Here is a 21900-nt window from a genome sequence, read left to right on the forward strand (position 1 = left end):
TTTAACACCTAGTGGTCTAAAACCTTGCCGCGTAGCGTGCTTAAAATTCCAGCACCATCCCATCGGATTCCGTCATGCTGGAAGCGGTTAGTTACGTGAAGACGCAGGTCGCGGTAGGTGTGTGCAGTATCCATGGATAGTTCGAAAGGAACAAACGCATCGTCTAGGTACACACACGCAGCTGTTACCGCAGCTTGTTCTTTTAACACCTCGGCATCATAAGGAGAATACTCCCACTGAGTAGTGGCAAGCTGTTCAGCGGCGTCCTTGTAGGGGCGCAGGGCTGGGTCTTCGTCGAACTGCCATGGGAAGATGTGCTCGCCGGTGAGGTAGAAGGGTTCCGCAGATCTTGGATCAGCGTTTTCTTCACATCCTGGGATTTCTTCACGGATGCGATGTGCCGACCAGTTAGTGGTTGTTCCACCGATTCCGCCGTAGATTGATTCGTGGATTGCGGCATACAACGGTGCGCCTGCAAAGCTGACGCGTTGTCCCACATCAACGAGGAACTCTGGGCGGAGGCACTTTTCGCCGCGGACAGTGATGAAGGGGTCCTCAAAAAGGTATGCCAGTGAGTAGAAACCACTACTGCGGCCAAGGTCGATGCCAATGGTGCGCAGGCGTCTCGACGACAACCGCTCCCCTGTGGGCAACAATTCCTCGGAAACATCCAGATGGTGGCACACTTCGCGGATTCGATCTTCTATCCACGGGAACTGGGTATAAAATTGGCGGTGTCTATACAGCAGTTTGCTAAAGGTCGCTCGATACACATCGTCAACGTGGCGGTCGAGGCTGGGCAACCCGCCGGTGATATAAGCTTCAGTGACCGATTCGGGATACATCGATTGATAAGCAGTGATGCAAAAACCACCAAAACTTTGTCCGTAGAGAGACCATTTCGTGATACCAAGGGCTTTTCGCAATTCCTCGGCGTCGTGCACAATATATTCTTGACGCAGCTGCGCGAGGGGAACGTCGATAGGCTGCGAACGGCCAGTACCCCGTTGATCGAGCAGAATCACGCGATGCGTTTTGAGTGCTTGCCCAATGACTCCATCGATCGATTGTGGCCGCGGCGCCCCAAAACCTGGCCCACCTTGGAAATACACCATTGCTGGCCAGTCTTCACCACCATCGGGAACAAGCTCCCTGGCAAAGATGCGTCCAAGGGTGTGCTCGTGAATAGTCAGGCCTAGATAGCGCGAAGTCCGTGTGTTCATATGTGTATCGTAGGATTCATGTCCGATTTTCGCACCCGCTACCAGATCGTTTCTGAAAAAATCGCCGCAGCAGCTCAACGTTCTGGGCGTCAGCCCAGCGATATTCGCCTCATCGCAGTGAGTAAAAACCATCCTGTTGAGGCAGTTCAGGAAGCCATGGATGCAGGTGTGACGGTGTTCGGAGAAAACCGACCGCAAGAATTGGTGGAAAAAGCCCAGGCGATTCCGAACGCCTATTGGTGTGCCATTGGTCGGTTGCAGCGCAATAAGGCAAAAGATATCGTCCGATACGCTCAGGAGTTTCATGCGCTGGATTCACTACGCTTGGCGCAAGCACTTGACCAGCGACTCGATCGCCAGCTCGATGTGTTTGTGCAGGTGAACACTTCCCATGAGGAGCAAAAAGGCGGTATCGCACCAAGCGAAGTCGGGCCATTTTTGGCTGAGCTGTCGCAGTTTTCACATCTCAATGTGCGCGGGCTGATGACGATGGCGCGCAACGACCCCGACGAGCGCGTCGTCAAAGCGTCGTTTAGCGAGCTAAGGGAGCTTCGCAACGCCCTCCTCCCCCACGGCGAATTATCCATGGGCATGTCGGGGGATTTCGAGTGGGCCATCGAAGAAGGTGCCACTTCTGTTCGAGTAGGAAGCGCATTGTTTTTATGATTCTTGCCATTGACCTTGGAACTTCTGGAGCAAAAGCCGCCATCATCGATTCGGCTGGAGCTGTGCATGAACAAACATTCGTGGCCTACTCCACCACGAAACTTCCCAACGGCGGCGTGGAACAAGATCCCATGCAGTGGGTTTCAGCGGCACGGCAAGCAGTCACTCGGTTGCCGCGTAGCTACTCCGTAGTTAGTTTTACAGGTCAAATGCAAGATCTTATCTGCTTGGATCATGCCGGAAGGCCCCTTGGTCAAGCCCTTCTTTACAACGATGCTCGCGCTGCTGCTGAGGCAGCACGACTGAACACGTTGGTAACTGAGTGGAAGGACATCACGGGGAATCGACAAACCGCTACCTCGACGGCGGCAATGTGGCTGCGGCTCATGGAGCAGTCGGATGTATCAGATGTTGCCTCGGTGCTATTTTCACCGGCGTCCTTCGTGATCAGTCAGTTAGGCTGTGGTCTGGTGTGCGACGAAACTACCGCCTCGAGCACCGGACTTTTTGATATTCACCATCGTTGCTGGTCAGATGAGATTGTTCAGGCATGTGGATTGCACATGGACATGCTGCCCACTATTGCGAGCGGGTTCTTAGATACCGTGGGTGCCGATAATTGCCTAGGGCTACCTGCCGGCACCAAAGTAGTGCTCTCGCTCGGCGATGCCGCATCTACTACCTGCGGAATAGTGGGACTAGGAGCAGGTGACGACTTTGTTTCCCTTGGCACCTCCGGCTGGCATGCTCGGGTGGTGTCTACAGTGTCCGATCCTTCAGAAGTGCGACAGTTTGCGCTTCCCGACGGCGGGATTTTCCGTATCGCCTCAGTACTTAGCGTTGGTGGCACAGCAGACTGGGCACGATCCGTACTCCTGCCTGGAGTAAGCGCAAAAGAGGCAGACGCCCTTATGCTGCAGCGCCCGAGACTGGCTACTGGTTTGTTATCGCTGCCTTCTATTCAGGGCGAAAGCTTCCCTGTGCGCAGCCACAGCGTAGGCGGTTGCATCCTAGGAATGCGCGGCAACCAAGACCCTCTCACGCTTTACACCGCTGTTATCGAGGGCATTTGTATGACACTGGCGCATGACATCAAACCTGGTGGAATTTTGCCGGCCACCGGCGGTGGTGCTCGATCAGTGCCGTGGATGCGCATTTTAGCCAGTGTGACCAATCGCAATATTCACGTCACTGTTTCAGAAGATGCCGCTTTGCATGGTGCTGCTTCTCTTGCTGCCTGTGCAACATCTGGCGAGTATCTTCCTACACTTGCGGCTCGGGCGATCGTAGAAATCGAGCCCGAGCCAGAGGTTGTCGCTTCATTTGAGCCGCTCATAGCGAAGCACCTGGAACTATTCCGGTTCGCAGCGGCCTTAAGTTATTAGCTTTTCACCACGGTAATTTGCCAACTAGCGTCACCGACTTCATGGAAGTCTGCCACATCGTGGCCTTCGTCTGCAGCCCATCGCGGAATGGTCTCAGTAGCTTGGGTGCAGTCGAAATCGATGACGAGTTTCTCCCCCGAATCGAGCTGGTCCATGGCCTCTTTGGCGTCGATAAGCGGGAAGGGGCATACAGCACCAAGGGTATCAAGAGCATAGGTTTCTGGAGCAATGCTGCGCAGGCCGCCCTTGGGAACGCTCAAACTAAGAGGTGCCACAGCGAATGCGGGTTGCTTCTTCACAGGTGTGGTGGGTTTGAGCCAGAGCTTGGTGGCAAAAGCCACACCAAGGCCGATGAACAACAACGCGATCCAGCCTTGGTAGCTAAACAGGCTGGTTTGGACCATGCCGTTGCCCACCGTGCAGCCGCCGGCAAGCGCAGCACCTACGCCCATGAGCACGCCACCGGCGATGGAGCGCACCGTGATTGTTGAGTCGGGAATGCGAATGCGGAACTCGCCCGCAGATTTTGCAGCTAGGAATGATCCGATCAGAATACCAATTACCAGCAGGGTTCCCCAGTTCATATAGCTGGATTTTCCAGTGACCAACCAGTCTGTGAGGTTCGCTGTCGGAGTGGTGATACCGAGGCCGTCGTTACGCCCAGTGGCGGCAGAAAGCGGCCACGCAACTACACCGATAATGCCGACCAAAACACCCGCTGTGTACTGGTTCAGTGACTTGCCAAGGCTTGCCGCCGCTACATCACGAGAATTGTAGTAATGCACCAAGTAGATGGTGAGTAACGCAATCGCAATAGCAAACCACCATACGGAAACGCCTAGAGTCTCGGGAATCGTGGTGATATTCCACTGATATCCCTTGACCCAAGAGTTAAAGCCTGACAACACGCCGGTTTTCATTGCAGCAGCTGAAAAACCATAAGTAATAAGCGCGAACCACGAGCCGACGAGCCCTTCACCGGAGCGATACCACGTACCGGACGCGCAGCCACCGGCAAGCACGATACCGACTCCGAAGATAAAACCGCCCAGAATTACTGCAATGGGCGCAAGGGGGTCCACCTCGGGCGAAATAATGCCAGCGCTAGTAAGAGCTGCGAGTCCTACAGCGTGAATGGAGATAACGATCAGGAGGGCTACAAAGCTGCGCCATGTTTTTTGCAGCACGATGTCGCGCAGCATTCCAGTTACGCAGAACCGTCCGCGTTGAAGTACAGCGCCAAGCACGGCTCCGAGGGCTAGTCCCGTAATTATCATGATGTGATCCTTTGTTGTGGAGGCGTTTCACCACACCGTAGACCCGTCAGTCTATTAATACAACATTTTTGCAAACTAAGTTGTCTACAATGAATAAATGCCCTCTGGCTGCGGTTTTAATAAATTCAAAAATTCCTTTGAGGGGCAAAATATACAACTTAGTCTATGGGGGTTTACTTTTTAAGTAATACCCCCTAGGGTATCTACTATCAGTTGTTTAAACCCCAAGGAGAACCTCATATGTGTCGTCCAGTTCGCTGCACCGCTTGCAACAAAACCACGTGGGCTGGCTGCGGCCAGCACATCGAGCAAGTGAAAGCCCAGGTACCTAAGGGACAGTGGTGCACCTGCAAGAAACCGCAAAAACAAGGACTATTCGCCTCCTTTTTCGGACGTTAAGGACCAGCCATGACCACCACAATCATCGTCGGCGGCGTTGCCGGCGGCATGTCTACCGCCGCACGTCTGCGCCGACGCGACGAGAACATGACCATCCTCGTGTTCGAAGCATCGAACCACGTATCCTTTGCCAACTGTGGCCTTCCCTACCACGTCAGTGGCGTAATCCCCGAGCGTTCCTCACTTCTGCTGCAAACCCCAGAATCCTTAGCCGCTAGGTTCAACATCGATGTGCGCGTTGATCATTTGGTCACCGCCATTAACCGCGATTCCGGCAGCGTCTCCGTGAAAAATCTCGTCACCGGCGAGCTAAGCGAGCATCACTACGATCACCTCGTGCTTTCTCCCGGCGCGCGCCCGATCCTGCCACCACTCCCGGGCATCGAAAAGGCGCTAACGCTACGCACTGTGGAAGACGTCGATACCATCATTGAGCGTGTCGCTGGGGCGTCGTCTGCAGCGATTATCGGCGGCGGTTTTATCGGCATTGAGCTGGCGGAAAACTTGGCACACCGGGGTATTGCCACCACGATCATTGAACGCGGACCGCAGATCCTTGGCCCCCTCGACATCGAGATGGCAGCGTTTGTGGAGCAGCGTCTTCGTGACAATGGAATCATCGTGCGTACCAACGCCAACGCCGCGGCGATCACAGACACCGGCGTTGAGCTTGCCGACGGCTCCGTCACCGCCGATATCGTCGTTGCGGCAGTTGGTGTAGCACCGGCAAGCGACCTTGCCCGTGCGGCAGGTCTAGCTGTTGGGGAACGCGGCGGCATCGTTGTCGATGATCAGCTGCGGACTACCGACCCCCAGATCTTTGCGCTTGGCGATGCTGCTGAAAAACGCGATGCTATTTCCGGTGCCGATACTCTCGTCCCACTCGCACAAACCGCTAATCGCCATGGTCGCTTGGTAGCAGACATCATCACTGGTCGCGATGTCAAGCGCACTTCTACTTTGGGCACCGCCATTGTTGGAGTTTTCGGATTGGCAGCTGCCAGCGTTGGGTGGAGCGAAAAGCGTGCGGTAGCTGCGGGCAAGAACATTCGTGTTATTCACACGCACCCAGTAAGCCATGCCGGTTACTATCCTGGCGCAGCACAACTGCACCTCAAGCTGGTCGTCGACGCTGATAACGACGCTATTCTCGGTGCTCAGGCCGTTGGTGAAGACGGCGCGGACAAGCGTATCGACGTCATCGCCACCGCGATGCGTGCTGGTCTCAGCGCTACCGATCTCGCAGATCTCGAGCTGGCTTACTCCCCGCAGTATGGTTCAGCAAAAGATCCGGTGAACCTCATCGGAATGGTCAACGACAACATCCGCTCCGGAGAGCGCAGTGTGCAATGGCATGAGCTTGATGCTCAGCTTGCCGATGGCTGGATTTTGGTAGATGTTCGCACCGCCGGTGAATTCGCCGCCGGCAATATTCCAGGTGCCATCAATATTCCTGTCGATGAGCTACGTGAGCACCTCGACGAGCTACAGGGTAAGAATGTGCTGGTGCATTGTCAGGTTGGCCTAAGGGGCCACGTTGCCGCTACTCTTTTGACTAATAGCGGTATCAACGCCGCCAACCTCGACGGTGGTTATCTCACATGGAAAACTGCCACCTCTTAAGGAGCAACGCCATGAAACTCTCGCCGGAAGAGTCTAAACCAGCCATCACACGCCTCAAGAGGGCAAAGGGCCAACTTGAAGCTGTAATTCGTATGTTAGAAAACGGCGAAGAATGCGAATCCACGGTTATGCAGCTTGCGGCAGTGTCTAAGGCGATCGATCGCGCCGCCTACTTGGTGGTTGCCCGTGGTATGCAGCAGTGTTTCATGGAAGGTGGCGAACAGTTCGACCAAGACCGCTTGGAAAAACTGTTCCTATCCTTGGCGTAAGTGAGCAACTGCTTGGTCTGCCAATTCGTCGCCTACTCCCTCATAGAGGTACACGGCGACGTCGGCACCAGCAGTTAATAGCGCTTGTTCCCTACCTCGTGTTTGGGTAATGGTGGCAACCGTTGCCCCCGGATAATCGTGGTGGATGCGTGCAAGAACTTTGTCGCTGTCGGTATAGCGTGGCAGCGACATCGCAAAAAGCTGCGGAATATCAAGTAGCTCGATACGCCGCCACAGTTCCGGATCGGTCACATCACCGGCAACGATACGGTAGCCCCTGTCACGTAGCTCAATAATGCGATCCTCGTCGAACTCGATGCCGTAGACATGCATTCCATATTCCTCGGTCAAGCGATCATAAACCCCCACCCCCACACGTCCCATACCTAGCACGATGGCATCGGCACCGGCGACAATAACTGGGCGTTCGTTGGGAGCCTTTCTATGCTCAGATACCTTGGGCACAAACCGCGCCAAGATTCGCACAAGGTTTTCTTCTTGGGCGCTGACGATCGAGCCAACGATAAAGCTTGCTCCCACGGCAATAGCCATGATGGGCAACCATTGGTCAGGCAACGCACCATGCGATACCGCCACTGCAGTCACAATCAAGCCAAACTCGGAATAATTAGCCAAGGTAAGACCAGCGAGAATCGTCGTGCGAACTCCCATCCCCATCAGTGGCAAAATCGCAAAGAAAACTGCGGCTTTTACTGCTAAGAAAGCCACCAAAATTGCGGCGATGCCAAGACCTGCAGCATCAGGAATTCCGCCGAGCCCAATATGAATAAAGAAGGCCACCAGTAGCAACTCCCGCACGCTAATCAGCGCATGAGACAAACGCTGTGAAACAGGATGCCCCGACAAAACGATGCCCGCGACCAAAGAACCAAGGGAACCAGAAACACCGGCAAGCTCAAAGAAAGAATATGCTCCCACGGCAATACCTACGCCTGTGAGCACCAATAATTCGGTGCGAAACATTCGATCCGGCATACGTGTAACCAACGGGCGCAAGCACAAGATCAATGGGAGAAACAGTGCCCACAGCCGTGGGGTCGTCCCCGCCGACACCACCAGCACGCCCACTGCGATTATGTCTTGAAGCACCAGCACACCAATGGAAATACGCCCCACCGCCGAGCCGCTGCGGCTATGGACTTCCAACTGCGACATCACAAACACCGTAGAGGAAAACGATGCCGCGATACCGATATATAACAAACCAGTCCAACCCACGATGGCGAACAGTGCAAACAACCCAGCAAACACAATGGTGTTGACCATCGCATGCATCGTGGCCGTACCCACCACCCGCGGACGGGCAATATCATGAGGATTGAGCTTCAAGCCGATAGTAAACAGCAGCGTGGTCACGCCCAGCTCAGCGATGTAATCAATAAGGGGAATCTGTTCTAAACCAAGCGCGCTCATGATAAACCCAGCAGCAAGGAAACCGATCAACGGCGGCAAACGCAGTATCGACGCCCCCAGGCCGCCAGCAATAGATAACACAATCGCGATTAAATAGATAGACTCCACGCTTTCACGATACTGTGACAAGCATGTCCTATGAATTTATCCCCCTGTTCGTTGTAGGCATCGCCCTCATCGCAGCACTCGCGTTTTTCATCATTGCGTTTTGCCCGCGAACGCCTTACCACTATGGGCTTTAGTCATGTTCAACTTCCCATTTTTAGGCCCCTTAATCTGTAAATAAATCTTTCGGGAACACCACACATTTGTGTACTTATAACCACAATTCAAATCCCTAGGTTTTTTGAAGTAACGCATTTAAAATCATCACGTCTTTATTTCTCAACGAGAAGGAACCCCCTCATATGAAGGTACGCACGGTCCCCCTCATGTTGGCGTTACTCGCCGCAGTTTTTGCGTTCCAATTAAATGCGTCCATGCTATCCCCAGCTTTGGCCACCATGGAAAAAGAACTTAACGCCACCTCTGCCCAGATTGGGCTGACACAGACCGCATTTTTTACCGCGGCTGCGTTGTTCTCCCTATTTTTGCCTCGCTGGGGTGATTTGATTGGCCGTCGCAAAGTTCTTGTGGGAATGATGGCGCTTACGGCCATGGGCTGTGTGGTTGCTGCCCTTGCACCTAATGTCACGGTGCTATTTATCGGTCGCGTCATTCAAGGTGTTGCCGGACCAACGGTGCCATTGTGCCTTATTATGCTGCGTCAACAGATACCTGATGAGAAGCAATATGCATTGTTGCTGGGGATTCTCACCTCAGTCAATGGTGGCATTGGCGGCGTCGATGCGCTGCTAGGCGGCTGGCTGGCAGGCTCGTTTGGTTTCCGATCAATCTTCTGGGTCATGGCGGCGGTGTGTGTCGTCGCGGTGATCGTCGCGCAACTGTTTACTACCGAATCCACGGCTGAGGAAACCGCACCGATGGACTGGGCGGGCGTAGCGCCGTTGGCCGTAGCAATTGGCGCGTTATTGATCGCGTTCAACGAGGCCGGCAAGCTTGGCGACGCCCGCTGGTTGCTCGTAGCTGTGCTCGCCGTCGTTGGCGTGTCCGGCGTGATGATCTTCTGGAAAGTCGAACAGAAAGTAGCCCATCCACTGGTCACTATCGACTACCTCGCGCAGCGTCGCACGTGGGCGCTGCTACTGACTACGCTACTGACCATGACTGGCGTGTTCGCCGTCATGAATGGCCTGATTCCGAACCTGGCCCAAGCAGCTGAAGGCCCAGGCCTCGCAGCGGATGTTGTTTCTTGGTGGACGCTGACCCCTTACGCGCTGGCTGGCCTTTTCTTTGGCCCTATCGCCGGCACCCTCGCAGCGCGCTGGGGATACACCTTGGTGCTTCGGATCGGCTTGGTTGGCACACTCCTCGGACTTATTGCCACGGCCACCCTCAGTAGTGCTCTAACCCCGGCGCTGTTACTCATAATCAGCCTATTTGTTGGCGTTACCTACGCGGGCATCGCCAACATCATGCTCAACGGACTAGGCATCGTGCTCTCCCCCGCAGATAACCAAGGCTATCTGCCAGGAATGAACGCCGGTGCATTTAACCTCGGCGCTGGTTTATCCTTCGCCGTGTTGTTTGCCGTGACCACGGCCAGCGGCTACCAGCTCGGTGTTGTCACAGGTGCCGTTATTGTCGCCTGCGCACTAGGCACTTCTTTGTTGATCCCCAAACCTGAAACAATCTCCGATACGCTCGCAGCTGTCACCGCTGCCGAAACTGCACAAGGACGCTTACTATGACCCGAAAGATTATTCTCGACTGCGACCCAGGGCACGACGACGCCGTAGCCATGCTGCTCGCCGCTGCAAACCCCAACATCGAGCTGCTGGGAATTACCACCATCGGTGGAAACCAAACTCTGCCCAAGGTCACCCACAATGCGCAGGTTGTTGCTACTATCGCGGGGATCACCACACCTATCTACGCAGGATGTTCCCGCCCCCTCGTACGTGATGTCGAGGTCGCCGAGAGTATTCACGGCGATACTGGTATGGAAATCCACAACTACACGCTGCCAGAGCCAGCTGTAGGAGTATCTGATACCCACGCCGTGGACTTTATTATCGACACCATCATGACCCACGAGCCAGGAACCGTCACCCTTGTTCCTACCGGCCCACTCACCAACATTGCCATGGCGGCACGCAAAGAGCCCCGCATCGTCGAACGAGTCCAAGAAGTCGTGCTCATGGGTGGCGGATACCACGTAGGTAACTGGTCCCCCGTTGCAGAATTCAACATCAAGATCGACCCCGAAGCAGCGCACATCGTTTTCAACGAGAAATGGCCGCTGACTATGGTGGGCCTCGACCTTACTCACCAGGCCCTCGCAACCCCAGAAGTAGAAGCACGCCTGAGCGCAATCGGTTCCGACGTTGCCGATTTTGTAGTCGCACTCTTCGGCGCATTCCGTAAGAACTACCAAGACGCACAAGGCTTTGATAACCCACCAGTCCATGACCCGTGCGCAGTGGCCTACGTGATCGACCCCACCGTATTCACCACGGTCAAGGTGCCTATCGACGTCGAGCTGACCGGTGCACTGACCACCGGCATGACCGTCGCCGACTTCCGTGCACCAGCCCCCGCCGATTGCCACACCCAAGCAGCTGTCGCCCTCGACTTTGACAAGTTCTGGGGTTTGGTTGAAAGCGCCGTCAAAGAACTAAGCTAGCCCATGTGTTAGCACTAATAGGAGCCCTAGCTGCCGCACTTTGCTACGGCATCGCCACCATTTGCGAGGCCGTAGCCGTGGCGGCGATGTCTGCCATGCCGGAATCCACAACCTTGCTAACGCGAGTCCGAACCGGCTGGCTCTACGGAGTAGGCCTCGCAGTCGACGCTGCAGGCTTCCTCCTCAATGCACTAGCGCTGCGTGTCCTGCCACTTTTCCTCGTCGAATCCATCGTGGCCTCCTCCGTCGCAGTCACAGCACTTCTCGCAGTAGTTCTACTCAAACAACGCCTCCGGCGTGTAGAAATCATTGCCTTAGCCGTACTCGTCATCGGACTAAGCGCCCTAGGTGCCACTGCCCACGAAGGCACCGCCATCGCACTACCGCAGTATCTTGCATGGGGCGTTCTTGCCGCAGTATTACCGCTTGCAGCCGCCGCATGGTTCAGCCTGACCGCTAACTCAGGAATATCCTTAGCTCTTATTGCAGGACTCGCCTTCGCAATGGTGGGTGTATCCGCCAGACTTGTGCCCACCCATGGTTTCCTTGCCTCGCCGCTGACGTGGTCCGTCATCGTATATGGTGGCCTAGCCGTTGTCGTCTACGGATTCGCGCTCGACAAACTCCCCACCACCACAGCCGCTTCCTTATGCTTCACAGTGGAAACCATCATTCCTTCTGCCATCGGACTCCTCCTGCTTGGCGACGCCATCCGCGACGGTCTGTGGCCAGTAGCGCTCATCGGTTTCGCATTGACCCTCGGAGCTTGCATCACACTATCCGCCCACGCAGAGGTAAAAGTTTCCTCTTAGACGACTCCCAACAGATACCCCTTTTTCGTAGCAACACTTCTATTCCATATGCGTTAGCGCATATAGTCCGTTATGTGAAACGAACGGCTCTTGAAATGACAGAATTCTCACCAGCCCAACTAAAGCTCATCCGCGCAGGTGTCCAAGCTATTGCGGATAAGCATATTGGGTGCACTGATGTTTCATCGTTTCTAGAATCGGTCGACTATAGCTCCGAGTTTGACCAGGTAGCAGACTTCCACTTGGCAATCTCAACGTATCTTATCCAGCACTGTCAAACGTATATTGACGCCGAAACTATTTCGCTAACTTCGATGGAAAAGGTACGGGAACGAGCCTTGGCCAGCGCACGTGGATACTTCGCATTCGCGACCGCAAACCCACACGAGTTCTCAGTACTTTCAATTCTTAATCCGACCACCGAACTACCGCAGAGCTTCGACACTGATCTCAACTCATTGCATATTCACCCAGGAGTTCGGCTCTCTTTCGAACTCGTCCGCGACGCCATCCTCGAACTTGATGGGCCACGGGATCTTGACTTGTGGATTTCCCAGACGATAGTAATGGCGTCGACAGTGCAAGGTATCACCCACCTGTGCACATTCGGTGCCGCCCGCTATCTCAACGCGACTGCCCGACGCCAAACATTCATGGCAGTGCACGAGAATATTCTTAAATCTTTACAGTGCACACTGTCTAAGGGACTCGGGCGGCCGTACGTGCCAACGAATTTTGTTGGCGAGCCAGATTTCGCATCCATTCCGCCTGCAATTTCGCTGCCAAAGGATACCGTCGATCAGCGACGTTGGGCGCTTGTCCGCGGTGCCGTGGAAGTCGCCGTAGCCGAAGGCCTAGACAACATGGACGTGCAAAATTCAGCCGCACGTGCAGGTTTGACCTCCGCCGCCGCGATGGTGCTATTCGATCCGGAGAAAACCTTCCGCAAATCGGTAGAAGACTTCCTCGACATGGTTGACCAGCAAAAAATCAGCGCCCAGATCATGTCGATCCCCGGCCAACCCACCGGCGCGCAAATGATCAAAGCGGCAGGCTTTGGGTATGTAGGATTCGCATTTTCTGATCCTTGCGGCTTCGAAACATTGATCGAAATCGCCTCAGGCTCTATAGTCCCCGCCTCTTTTGAGGCTGATGACGATCGGTTCCCCAAAGGTTTCTCTTTCGGCGCTCTACTTGATTTGGTTCGTCAGACCATCATCGAAGGTGGCGGCCCAAAATCCCCTTGGATCCTTTTCGAACAAACGATATCTCTCTGGGCTACCGCCCACGGTCTAGCCATTATGTGCGTAAACGGGCCATTAAGCGGCCTAAGTAATAACACCAAATTCAACTTCATGGCCCCTGTTATGGACACCGCCCTCGACGGCATGATCCAACGACTCGGCCTTATCGAACCAGAACGTGCCTAACACCTGCTAGTTGGCCACCGCCTGCACCATAGGTAGTGTTTTCCCCGTGACTGAGAAATCCCAGCTTCCTAACTTTCTCACCAACGCCAGCAAACACGACTGGATCCTATGGTGGGCCTTCGCACTGACCGGCATCTACCAGCTCGGCTTGATCCCCTTCCGCGCAGTGTTGTTACTGAACCACACTTTCCTCTATGCGATGCTCACCGGATCAGGTTTTTCCCTAGTCTCCCTAGCAGCCTCCAACCCAGAGCGCATAGGCTTCCTTTGCTTATCGACGGTTCTCGCTGCGGCCTCCGCAATCAAGTTCTTGCCTCTGTTCTACCTCATGGGCTATCGCTGGGGTACCGAATTCCTCCACTACTCCTTCATGGGCCACCCCCCACGCTGGTACCGCGTCACCGAACGCTTCATCTACCGCTACTTCTACCTCATGCTGGCCGCAGCATTTATCCCCTTCTCTCCCATCCCCGCAGCAATCCTCCTCGTGCTCGCCGGCATCAAAAAAATGAACCCTTGGCTCATCGGCTGCCTCGCCTTCGTCTGCGCCATCGCGCTAAAGAGCTTCTACACCTACCTTGGGCTGCGCTTTGGCATGGAAGTCCAAGGAGTCCTCGAGCAAGCCAACCGCTATATCAACTGGATCACCATCGCACTTTTGGCATGGATGTTCATCCAGATCTGGTGGAAACAGCGCAAGCAGTAGGGCTGTGGCTGTGGCTGTGAGCAATTTTTGCACCCTAATTTTCTATTTCCGCTGGTCGAGTTTTTCCACAGCGGCCTTAAGGTACAAAAATTGCTCACGCTCTTCACGATGTTACAAAAGCATGTACGCATTTAGATAAAATGCTACCCATGACATCGTGTTCTCCGAGCGAAAAGAAACTGGCCGCCAAGCTATTTGCTGAAAAGTGGGAAAACCGTGGCAATGAGAAAAGCGACACTCACAGTTTCTGGTTGGAGCTTCTTCGTGATGTTGTAGGTATGGAAGATGTGACTACCAACGTGCGATTCGAATCGCGCACGAGTCAACGCGGCTACATCGATGTGGTGATCCAGGACGCCAAAACGTTCATTGAACAAAAATCCATCGATGTTAGTTTGGACAAAGCTGATATCCGTCAGGGGCGAGTGGTCACTGCTTTTAGACAAGCATTGAATTACGCCAACACTATGCCGAACAAACTGCGACCTGACTACATCATTACGTGTAATTTCGCAGAGTTTCGTATTCATGACTTAAATAAGGTGAATGCGGAAACTGACTATATTTCCTTTACTTTGGCAGAATTGCCTGACCAAATCCATCTTCTAGATTTTCTTATCGACCCACAAAAATCTCGTGCTGTTCGCGAAGAAAAAGTGTCGATGGACGCTGGCACACTCGTCGGCAAGCTTTACGACGCCCTGCGTGATCAGTACCTAGATCCCAACAGTGATGCGAGCCAGCACTCCCTCAACGTTTTGTGCGTGCGCCTTGTATTTTGTTTGTTTGCTGAAGACGCCGGCCTCTTTGAAAAGGATGCGTTTTATCGTTATCTTGACGGATTACGCGCCGATCAAGTTCGCGTCGCGCTGAGAGATTTGTTCGAAGTACTCAATACACCAGTTGATTCACGTGACCCTTATCTTTCTGAACAGCTTAAAAACTTCCCTTATGTCAACGGTGGTTTATTTGCCAAAGACGAGCAGATCCCTAATTTCACTGATGAAATTCTTGACCTATTAGTTCACGAGGTATCGGAGAAAACTAACTGGGCCGAAATCTCGCCCACAATCTTTGGCGGTGTTTTTGAATCCACCCTCAACCCAGAAACTCGCGCTCGTGGAGGCATGCATTACACGAGTCCCGAAAACATCCATAAGGTGATTGACCCGCTGTTTCTTGACTCTCTCAAGGCAGAGCTAGATTCCATCCTTAACGCATCAGGGATAACTGCAAACAAGCGCAAAAAACAACTCGAGGCATTCCACACCAAGATCTCAGAGCTAAAATTTTTCGACCCAGCCTGCGGCTCGGGAAACTTCCTCACAGAAACCTATATCCACCTGCGCAAGATCGAAAACAAGATCCTCTCAGAGCTCGCCGGCGACCAAACCCAGCTCGGCTTTAGCAACGTCACGCTCAAGGTCAGTTTGGACCAGTTCTACGGCATCGAGATCAATGATTTCGCCGTCTCCGTAGCCTCAACCGCCCTGTGGATTGCGCAGCTCCAGGCCAACATCGAGGCCGAATCGATCGTCACCGCAAACATCGAAAGCCTCCCGCTTCGCGACGCCGCCCACATCCACCTCGGTAATGCGCTCCGCACCGACTGGGCTTCGGTACTCGCGCCTGAACAGTGCAATTACATTATTGGAAATCCGCCGTTTTTGGGTGCTCGCAACCAGTCGAAAGAACAAAAAGCCGAGATTAAAGACGCTTTCCCGCTTGGCACCAAAAATGTGGGAAACATCGACTACGTGGCAGGCTGGTACATCAAAGCCGCCGAATACATGGAATGCTTCCCAATTCGCGCGGCGTTTGTTTCCACCAACTCGATTTGCCAGGGCGAACAGGTGGCAAACATCTGGTACCCGATCACGCAAATGGGCTTTCGCATCAACTTTGCACACGATACTTTCCGGTGGGCAAACGAGGCTGCAACTCAAGCGCATGTCTTTTGTGTGATTGTTGGTTTTTCAAAGCAGGACGATCCCGTGCGCTTATATCACTACGAGAAGCCAGATTCTGTGCCGGAGTTGCAATTGCCTACTCAGTTAAACCCTTACTTGGTGGATGCACCGAACAACTTCATTTGGGATCGATCACGCCCCTTATCTGACGTTCCAAGAATGGTAATCGGATCCCAACCTATAGACGGGCAAAACTATATCTTCGAACCAGACGAAAAAAATGAATTCGTAAAGTTAGAGCCACATTCTGAACGATTCTTCTTTCATTTCTGGGGTTCGAGAGAATTCATAAGACATCAAGACCGTTGGGTTCTGTGGCTGGCCAATGCCAGCTCAAGCGACTTCAGAAAAATGCCCCTCGCTCGAGATTTGGTTGAAAAAGTCCGAAAATACCGTCAATCCTCGAGGCGGCTGCAGACCAAGAAAGCCGCTAACACGCCGAATCATTTTGGCACCGAAGTAATTTCTACTACTAGCTCAGTTGTAGTTCCCGAGGTTTCTTCGCAGCGTCGGAAATTCATTCCTATGGGATTCTTGACACCCGACATTTTATGCTCAAATAAAATCAAGTTGATTGCAGACGGTACTTTGTTCCACTTCGGAGTTCTTCAATCCACCTTTCACAATGCCTGGGTTAGATCCATCGGTGGGCGACTCAAGAATGACTACAGTTATTCAAGTGGCGTCATCTACAACAACTTCGTTTTCCCAGAGGTCAACGATGTTGTACGGATGGACGTCGAAAAGCGTGCTCAGGCGGTGCTCGACGCACGCTCTCTTTACCCCGAAGCGACGCTTGCTGACATGTATGATCCCGACAATGACTTCCTCTACCCCGAGCTCATGAAGGCCCACCGCGAGCTGGACCGCGCTGTCGAGATGGCTTATGGTGTGGACTTCGGTGGCGACGAGCAGCAGATAGTGGCTCACCTCTTCAAGCTGTACAACGAGAAAGTAGAGAAATGAGCGAATCAATCCCCGTACAAGGAATGCCTACGCATCTCGAGCTCGTTCCATATCTGTTACGGTCACTTGTCCAACTCGGAGGCACTGGAAAAAATTCGGAAATTGAAGACACGGTAATAGACGTATTTCCAGATGCCGAGCAATTACTAAACGTCCACTACCCCAACAAACCAACTGTTTCGGTGTTCAAAAACCGCTTAGCATGGGCACGTAGCACCGCATACCTTAGCGGTGCCGCAAGTCGCCCTTCACGAGGCGTCTACATGATCACTGATGTGGGCGAATCTCTTCTCAAGAAAGATGACCACTCGATTGTCCAGTGGTGCACTGAGTTCGAACGCAAATACAACAAAAAGAAGCGACTCGAAAAACAACAGAATGAATCAACAGACCCTGCACTAGATGAACCCAGTTCCGAAGTAATTGAAGACCAACAAGACGAAAACCAATCAACCTACGATTGGAAAGACCTATTGCTCAACCGACTGCATCAGATGTCCCCGATTGCATTCGAAAAGTATGTCATCTTCTTGCTCAAGCAATATGGGCTTGAGCTTAGCCACGTTGCAGGTCCCGGCGACGAGGGAGTCGACGCCATTGGCACCGCTCCTCTGAGCCCAGTCTTGTCTTCACGGGTCGCCGTACAGATCAAGCGTTACGATCCGATTAACAACACAGTTAGCCGCGAGGCAATTGCACTTTTCCAAAACGATGCGCGAGTTAAAGGTGCCGAACGTGCAATTTTTGTCACCCTGAGTAGCTTCACAGCTCCTGCAAAAAGGACTGCCCGCCAAGCATTACCCAATGTGGAACTCATCAATGGTGACCGCCTCTGCGAGCTTATCCGCGATTGTGGCGCCGCTGGGGTTCGGATGGAACCCGTGGTAAACGAGGCATGGTTTAACCGATTCGAGTAGCCGAGGAACATTGTTTAAACGTCGGATTAGATCCTTACAAATCCGTTTACAAATGCTACGTCAGCACGCCAAATTGCCAGATCTGCCCAGTTACTAGGAAAACCCATGGTTTCAGGGCTGAGTCCTTTAATTGCTGGAAACGCTTCTATTAATACACCCATTCGATTTTCGCCAGTCATTTTCAGGATCTAGGAACGAAAGCGTATATGCGACTAACGCAAGTGTTGGATAGATCTTCTTGAACTGGTTGGGGTTTTTCGGCTCTTCCGGTTTTAGAGTGCATTGATTAGTTCGCCGGGGTTCGGGCGTGGCACTACGCGGAGTAGGACGTTTTCCATAACCATGGCTTGGCTGGCGTTGGTGGGCGTTGGTGGCGCGCCACCCCCGCTCACCCCCGAAAAGACGGCACTTCACACCAAATCTGCTCAAACGGCCGGTTTTCTTGCGATTTGGTGTGAAGTTCTGAGAAAAATGCTTCGAAATACCCCCGTTTAGTGGATCTTCCGGTTTTTCACATCCACAAGGTGGAAAATACCTAGATCAACAACATTTCGGTTTGAAGTGCCCCAGGTTTTGTTCCGTTTGAGCAGATGGGAAAATCCTCGAACATGCCAAGGAAAATTCGATCAGGAAGCCAAAGATCGCATGGTCCGCCTCGTGGCACACGGCGAGGCAATGGACGCAAGCCCGCTCGACGCGAAGGACCTGTTACTGAGCCATTGCCTGAGGACCTTGTGGCAGAAAACGCACGGTTGCGTCGAGAAAATCACCAGCTTCGCGACACCAACGAGTTATTGAAAGCCGCCTCAGCTTTTTTCGCATCCGAACCAGACCTAAAACGTTAAGAAATGATCCGCTTCATTGATAAGCATCGGAATCGTTTCTCTGCCTTGTTCATCTGCCAGACGTTAAACACGCATCGCGAAGGCGGTTTTCTTAGCTTGCGTGGTTACCGCCAATCCAAGGGCCGGATCTTTCGCCAGCTGAAGTGGAAGCCGAGTTTTGGGAGTATCACCCCAGTCGAGAAATAATAAAAATCAAGGCAAATGCCTAGGAACAAAACTCGGGGCACTTCACCTGAAGTACATTTCAACATCCACAACACCCCCGATGACCACACATCAAAAAAATTAGCTGCCCAACTCCTAACCTAAAACAGGATTCCATCACCCCCTGACTACCTGCACAATCTCACAAGTAATTGACAGCGGCCGATTTTTACTGATTCATTGCTTCACGGACCAGATCCGGCGAATGCCACCGTTTGAACAAGTTGGACTTCGACCTACGCATGAGATCTAGAACAAGGGTTCGCGCTGGAGAAATTAAATCAGGGTTATCTTTAAACCACTCTTCTATTTTTCCTACCGGTATATATTGCCGATCGGTGTCAACTAGTGGATAGCGCAGACAGACAGTAAAACAATCCGGTTCTTCCTCACAGTAGAACTCTAGAAATTCTTCCCATTCTTCTTCTGGGATTAATGTTGCTTTCGGGAAGTTTATAAACGTATATAGCTGCTGCGGTTGAATCTCTTCGAGGCCAAATTTCTGGCGAGGCCACACCATAAATTCCAATGCCCCCACATTTAAAGCGGCGAACCGGCCCCCTGATGTAGAGGGATAGTCAGAAAGCGTCCAAAATTCTCCTTCGAGTTCTTGAGCATTAGGAATCAAATGAGTCAGCGCAAACTTTATATCTCGGTATACGGCGTCTAAAACCTCAGAGGACGAATCCCCTATAGCGCTGTTTAGCTTGGATCTTTTGTTACCAGCACAAGGCTCAAAATTTACAGACTGATAGACTGCCCCACCCGTGGCCCAATGTTGTTGGTCCTGTATCGCTATATGCGCGTCGAGCAGCGACGGCTGTGCATGCCCAATAATGCCAACCTTATTGCGCAGCCGCACGCCCTGATGATGCAACGCCTTGATATGCATAGCTTCCAAAGGCGACAGTGGCAACACTGGAACCGAAGCGAATTGGATCGCAACAACATCGTCCCAAGGAGGATGATGACTTGAACCATGCCGATGTGTGGTGAACCTACTGACGATGTTTCCAGCTTGCCCTACGTACTGTTCACCGTTGGAAAACTAAGTTATTCAAGATGGAACCCTATACTCCTTCAAGTATTAAATTTTAATGTCAAATGTGCTACACCCAGATCGTTTCCTTGTTAAGGTGACATTGTAAATATTTAATCTCCTGCATTAGGAAAAATCTTGCGTCCCTCTTCCCCTGCTTTAATCAGCGCTATCGTAGCCCTCCCCCTCGTAGAATGCAGTAGTTCTTCGGAGACTACCCCCTATATCATCTGCGATAGCCTCCAATAGCCAAGAAAATAATGTTATAGATCCAAAAGATCCGCATTCTCATTAGTCATTAAATGACATCATCTATCGAGATTTCATCGAAAATATAGAGTCACAATACGTTTCGCAAGAATATCTCACTGAATCTTCTTATAATTCACAGCGTAATATTTATTTTGGATACGACCTGAACGAATTAAATAACACCTTCTCTGGTGATCGTTTCATTTTTCTGTAGATGAAAATAATGAAACAACGGTACACAAATTTGAAGGTTATGATGATACCCAAGATCAAATGGTTCGGGAGCTTGCCCAAGGTGCAGGGGTCATATTAGCGTGTGTAACCTTGTCCGCACTCAAAGAAGCAAGTAAAACTACTGCAGCAGTGTATGGCACGTCACGTAATGGTTTAACTCTTAACCAAGCTGTATATATCCAAAAAGATTCGCGCTTTCCACCGCATTGAAGAATACGAAATCTTCAAACGTGCGGGGGCTTGAACCACGAGCGAAAGCACGCAGCCTTAATCACTGCTGCCACTCTATGTATCCTTTACTATCTCTACTGTTTAAACACATCCACCACTGCGTGCTCGCGGAGGTATTCCCGCATGTACGGTAGTTCAAAGTCGACTTGACCATATCCACTGCTGGTAATAATTTCTGCATCAATCAAACGGCGTCGATAATTGCCTGCGTATTGAGGATTGACTCCTAACCGCTGTGCAATATCAGACATTGTCGATGGGCCGTCATCTGCAGCCATTGCAACAAGAAAAGTGCGATCCACTTCCGATAGATCAGCCAGCGCTGGTTCATGAACCAATTGCTCTAGCTTGCGTTTTGCGACGACTGCAGCTTCTGCCACTGAGGCAACAGTGATGGAGTTTGATCTCTTCCGTTTGAAGCACTGCTGGCCAATAAGCTGAATCATAAATGGATACCCACCGCATGCTTCAGCTGCATCAGTAAGTGCATCAGGCTCCCACGTAACTCCGACTTTTTCGACGGGTTCAGCCAACGCCTTACGAACTTCATTATTATCAATCAGTCCAAGATCAATTCGGTTGGCGCGACGAAGAAATGTCACAGGATTTTTGCCTTCTTCACTGGCTAAAAGCGGTTTAATCGACTGTGGAATTCCAGCCATAGCGACTGAAATATTGAGATCCTCACGTACTAGGTGTTGAATCGTCGCACCAAAATCGATAACTTCTTCCCGTCGATGATAATGCAGCTCATCAAGTGTAATGAGCAATCCTACAGAGTCTTGCCCTAGCTTACGATCGATTTCTTCTTGCCAACTCAATATCTCTGTCAAAACCGACCTTAATGTTATTTTCGGCTGATGCTCGAGGATATCGGAAAATTTCCGGCGGTGAGTATGCAAAATTTCACTTGCTTTTCTAAACAACGCATCGATGATGCGTTGCGTAAAACCCGCCGTTGCGGTCTCAGAAATAACCCACCATGATCGCGCTCTCGCTTCTTCTTCGAAAGCATTAAGTAAGACTGTCTTGCCAACACCGTGCAGCCCTGTAATCAATGAAATGCGCTCATGTGCCCCCGGACCGTCATCCAGCGCTTCTGCAAAATCTTCGATCTCATGCCGGCGCCCTGCAAGGTAAGGAGGAGTCGAGCCGAGCGATGCGCGAAAAGGATTGCTGACACGGTTCATGCTTAGCAGCATACCGCGCTTATGTATCCTTTACTATCTTGTTTATCTTGTGTATCTCATCTCAAACGAAAACACTGATAAC

Annotated in this window: 17 protein-coding genes; 12 read left to right on the forward strand and 5 right to left on the reverse strand. The window is 52.2% G+C overall.

Going from position 1 to position 21900, the window contains the following annotated elements:
* Positions 1-8: 8 nt before the first annotated feature.
* Complete coding sequence (locus CIP100161_RS08790; RefSeq protein ID WP_155873680.1) at positions 9-1223, reverse strand: alpha/beta fold hydrolase; 1215 nt, start codon at positions 1221-1223, stop codon at positions 9-11.
* On the opposite strand from CIP100161_RS08790, the gene CIP100161_RS08795 reads away from it, so the two are divergent.
* Both CIP100161_RS08795 and CIP100161_RS08800 read left to right on the forward strand, forming a co-directional pair.
* On the forward strand, positions 1224-1889 hold the full coding sequence (locus tag CIP100161_RS08795; protein ID WP_155873682.1) for a YggS family pyridoxal phosphate-dependent enzyme: 666 nt from the start codon (positions 1224-1226) through the stop codon (positions 1887-1889).
* Entirely contained in the window at positions 1886-3274 is a 1389-nt protein-coding gene (locus CIP100161_RS08800; protein ID WP_155873684.1) for an FGGY family carbohydrate kinase, read from the forward strand. Before CIP100161_RS08795 ends, CIP100161_RS08800 begins: the two co-directional genes overlap by 4 nt.
* Here CIP100161_RS08800 and CIP100161_RS08805 read toward each other — a convergent pair.
* On the reverse strand, positions 3271-4551 hold the full coding sequence (locus CIP100161_RS08805; protein WP_155873686.1) for a YeeE/YedE thiosulfate transporter family protein: 1281 nt from the start codon (positions 4549-4551) through the stop codon (positions 3271-3273). The genes CIP100161_RS08800 and CIP100161_RS08805 overlap by 4 nt on opposite strands.
* A gap of 408 nt (positions 4552-4959) precedes the next feature.
* On the opposite strand from CIP100161_RS08805, the gene CIP100161_RS08810 reads away from it, so the two are divergent.
* Together CIP100161_RS08810 and CIP100161_RS08815 are read left to right on the forward strand one after the other, a co-directional pair.
* The gene (locus tag CIP100161_RS08810) at positions 4960-6573 is read left to right on the forward strand and encodes an FAD-dependent oxidoreductase (RefSeq protein WP_155873688.1); all 1614 of its coding nucleotides are present in this window, start codon (positions 4960-4962) and stop codon (positions 6571-6573) included.
* 11 nt (positions 6574-6584) lie between these two features.
* Entirely contained in the window at positions 6585-6842 is a 258-nt protein-coding gene (locus tag CIP100161_RS08815; protein WP_088267225.1) for a metal-sensitive transcriptional regulator, read from the forward strand.
* Here the strand turns inward: CIP100161_RS08815 and CIP100161_RS08820 are convergent.
* On the reverse strand, positions 6828-8384 hold the full coding sequence (locus CIP100161_RS08820; protein ID WP_166443164.1) for a cation:proton antiporter family protein: 1557 nt from the start codon (positions 8382-8384) through the stop codon (positions 6828-6830). The genes CIP100161_RS08815 and CIP100161_RS08820 overlap by 15 nt on opposite strands.
* 299 nt (positions 8385-8683) lie before the next feature.
* Here CIP100161_RS08820 and uriT point away from each other — a divergent pair, with 299 nt between their 5' ends.
* The 8 genes from uriT to CIP100161_RS08860 all read left to right on the forward strand — a co-directional run bounded on the left by uriT (position 8684) and on the right by CIP100161_RS08860 (position 18668).
* Entirely contained in the window at positions 8684-10087 is a 1404-nt protein-coding gene (gene uriT / locus CIP100161_RS08825) for a uridine transporter UriT (protein WP_155873692.1), read from the forward strand.
* Entirely contained in the window at positions 10084-11022 is a 939-nt protein-coding gene (uriH, locus tag CIP100161_RS08830) for a uridine-preferring nucleoside hydrolase UriH (protein WP_155873694.1), read from the forward strand. The genes uriT and uriH overlap by 4 nt, the downstream gene beginning before the upstream one ends.
* A 5-nt stretch (positions 11023-11027) precedes the next feature.
* Positions 11028-11834 carry a hypothetical protein gene (locus CIP100161_RS08835; RefSeq protein WP_155873696.1) on the forward strand — a complete coding sequence of 269 codons (807 nt, stop codon included), beginning with the start codon at positions 11028-11030 and terminating at the stop codon, positions 11832-11834.
* Between the two features lie 74 nt (positions 11835-11908).
* Complete coding sequence (locus tag CIP100161_RS08840) at positions 11909-13264, forward strand: TetR-like C-terminal domain-containing protein (protein ID WP_155873698.1); 1356 nt, start codon at positions 11909-11911, stop codon at positions 13262-13264.
* A gap of 46 nt (positions 13265-13310) precedes the next feature.
* Positions 13311-13970, forward strand: coding sequence for a hypothetical protein (locus tag CIP100161_RS08845; RefSeq protein ID WP_155873700.1), 660 nt, complete (start codon positions 13311-13313; stop codon positions 13968-13970).
* A 140-nt stretch (positions 13971-14110) separates the two neighbouring features.
* Positions 14111-16906 carry a DNA methyltransferase gene (locus tag CIP100161_RS08850; protein WP_155873702.1) on the forward strand — a complete coding sequence of 932 codons (2796 nt, stop codon included), beginning with the start codon at positions 14111-14113 and terminating at the stop codon, positions 16904-16906.
* Positions 16903-17823 carry a restriction endonuclease gene (locus tag CIP100161_RS08855; RefSeq protein ID WP_155873704.1) on the forward strand — a complete coding sequence of 307 codons (921 nt, stop codon included), beginning with the start codon at positions 16903-16905 and terminating at the stop codon, positions 17821-17823. The genes CIP100161_RS08850 and CIP100161_RS08855 overlap by 4 nt, the downstream gene beginning before the upstream one ends.
* A 608-nt stretch (positions 17824-18431) precedes the next feature.
* Positions 18432-18668, forward strand: a complete 237-nt coding sequence (locus CIP100161_RS08860) for a hypothetical protein (RefSeq protein ID WP_174775764.1) — start codon at positions 18432-18434, stop codon at positions 18666-18668.
* Positions 18669-19041: 373 nt separating this feature from the next.
* On the opposite strand, the gene CIP100161_RS08865 is transcribed toward CIP100161_RS08860, so the two are convergent.
* Both CIP100161_RS08865 and CIP100161_RS08870 read right to left on the reverse strand, forming a co-directional pair.
* Entirely contained in the window at positions 19042-19764 is a 723-nt protein-coding gene (locus CIP100161_RS08865; protein WP_155873706.1) for a hypothetical protein, read from the reverse strand.
* A gap of 938 nt (positions 19765-20702) precedes the next feature.
* A complete protein-coding gene (locus tag CIP100161_RS08870; protein WP_155873708.1) occupies positions 20703-21830 on the reverse strand; it encodes an AAA family ATPase in 1128 nt (375 codons plus the stop codon).
* Between the last annotated feature and the right edge of the window lie 70 nt (positions 21831-21900).

It is taken from the genome of Corynebacterium rouxii (assembly GCF_902702935.1).
Taxonomy (GTDB): domain Bacteria; phylum Actinomycetota; class Actinomycetes; order Mycobacteriales; family Mycobacteriaceae; genus Corynebacterium; species Corynebacterium rouxii.